Annotated in this window: 2 protein-coding genes and 1 rRNA gene; all 3 read left to right on the forward strand. The window is 71.7% G+C overall.

Annotated features, from left to right (window positions below; all coding sequences use genetic code 11):
* Positions 1-92 (forward strand): 5S ribosomal RNA (gene rrf, locus ACF1G2_RS19460); the annotation flags it as partial.
* Between the two features lie 52 nt (positions 93-144).
* Positions 145-1,338: a hypothetical protein gene (locus tag ACF1G2_RS19465; protein WP_391799465.1), complete on the forward strand. Its 1,194-nt coding sequence runs from the start codon at positions 145-147 to the stop codon at positions 1,336-1,338.
* Positions 1,335-2,081, forward strand: coding sequence for a tetratricopeptide repeat protein (locus ACF1G2_RS19470; protein WP_391799466.1), 747 nt, complete (start codon positions 1,335-1,337; stop codon positions 2,079-2,081). The genes ACF1G2_RS19465 and ACF1G2_RS19470 overlap by 4 nt, the downstream gene beginning before the upstream one ends.
* Positions 2,082-2,223 lie beyond the last annotated feature (142 nt).

Here is a 2,223-nt window from a genome sequence, read left to right on the forward strand (position 1 = left end):
CGCCCGGTTACATTCCGAACCCGGAAGCTAAGCCTTTCAGCGCCGATGGTACTGCAGGGGGGACCCTGTGGGAGAGTAGGACGCCGCCGAACAATCTTTCAGGACCCTTGGTCCCAGCGTTCATGCTGGGACCAAGGGTCCTTTTTGTTTTTCCATGATTTTTTCCGAAGCGCGTCGGGGTGCCGACTGCGCGAGAATGACTGCAGTACCCGAAGACAGGAGTCACGCCGATGTCCACCAACTCTCCCGACGATCGTCCGGAGCGCGACCCGCGTCGTAGGGACGGTGGCGAGCGAGGCGGCTTCCGTGGCCCGCGTCGTGACGACAACCGAGGCGACAACCGTGGTGACAACCGCGGCGGTGGTTTCCGTCGTGACGACCGTCCGCGTGACGACCGCCGTGACGACCGTCCTTCCTTCCGTCGCGACGACCGTCGTGACGACCGGCGTGACGACAACCGCAGCGGTGGTTTCCGTCGTGACGACCGCCGTGACGACAACCGTGGTGGCGGTTTCCGCGGTCGCGACGACCGCCCGTCGTTCCGTCGTGACGACAACCGAGGTGACAACCGCGGCGGTGGCTTCCGCCGTGACGACCGTCCGCGTGACGACCGGCGTGACGACAACCGCGGTGGTGGTTTCCGTCGCGATGACCGTCCGCGTGACGACCGCCGTGACGACCGTCCGTCGTTCCGTCGTGATGACCGTCGTGACGACAACCGTGGCGGTGGTTTCCGTCGCGATGACCGTCCGCGTGACGACCGCCGTGACGACCGTCCTTCCTTCCGTCGCGACGACCGGCGTGACGACAACCGTGGCGGCGGTTTCCGCGGTCGCGACGACCGCCCGTCGTTCCGCCGTGATGACCGTCCGCGTGACGACCGTCGTGACGACAACCGCGGTGGTGGTTTCCGTCGCGATGACCGTCCGCGTGACGACCGCCGTGACGAGCGCCGCGATGACCGTCCGTCCTTCCGTCGCGACGAACGTCGTGACGAGCGGCCGTCGTTCCGTCGTGATGAGCGTCGTGACGAGCGTCCCCGCGACGACCGCCGTGACGAGCGTCCCCGCGACGACCGCCGTGACGGTGGCTTCCGGCGCGACGACCGGCCGCGTGGGCCCCGCCGCGACGACAGCCGCGGTGGCGGCTTCCGGCGTGACGACCGGCGTGACGACAGCCGCGGTGGCGGCTACCGCGGTCGCGACGACCGGGGTGGCTACGGCCGTCGGGACGACCGCGACCGGGACCGGCCGGACCGTGCACCGATCAAGCGGCTGCCGATCCCGGACGACGTCACGGGCGACGAGATCGACGCGGACGTGCGCCAGGAGCTCATGAGCCTGCCCAAGGGGCTCGCCGAGGACGTGGCCCGTAACCTCGTCATGGTCGCCAACCTGATCGACGAGGACCCGGAGCAGGCGTACGCGTACTCCCGTATCGCCCTGCGGCTCGCCTCGCGTGTCGCCGCCGTCCGCGAGGCCGCCGGCTTCGCCGCCTACGCCACCCAGAAGTACTCCGAGGCGCTGGCCGAGTTCCGGGCCGCGCGGCGGATGACCGGTGGTGTCGAGCTCTGGCCCGTGATGGCCGACTGCGAGCGCGGTATGGGCCGGCCCGAGCGGGCGCTCGCCATGGCCGGTGAGCCCGAGGTGCAGAAGCTGGACAAGGCAGGGCAGGTCGAGATGCGTCTCGTCGCCGCCGGTGCCCGCCGCGACATGGGGCAGCTCGACGCCGCCATCGTGACTCTCCAGAGCCCCGAGCTCGCGTCCACCGCCGTCCACCCGTGGACCGCTCGCCTGCGGTACGCCTACGCCGACGCGCTGCTCGCGGCCGGGCGCGAGGACGAGGCGCGTGAGTGGTTCGCCAAGACGGCGGAGTCGGACAAGGACGGGGCCACGGACGCCTCCGACCGCCTCGCCGAGCTGGACGGTGTCGAGTTCGTGGACGCCATCGACGAGCTGGACGAGTCCGACGAGTCCGAGCAGTCCGAGCAGTCCGACGCGACGGACGCCGTGGACGACGCGGACGGGATCGACGACGAGGACGACGAGGACGACGAGGACCTGGACGACGACCGGGCGTAAGCGCGGACGCCGTCAGGCGCATGGAGAAGGGGGGGCCCCCCCCCCGGGGGGCGCCCCCCCCCCCCGGGGGGGCCCCCCCCCCGGGGGGGGGGCCCCGCCCCCGCCGCCGCGGCGGGGGCCCGCGCCGGCTCCTGCGGGGGCG

It is taken from the genome of Streptomyces sp. NPDC013457, assembly GCF_043089925.1.
Lineage (GTDB): Bacteria > Actinomycetota > Actinomycetes > Streptomycetales > Streptomycetaceae > Streptomyces.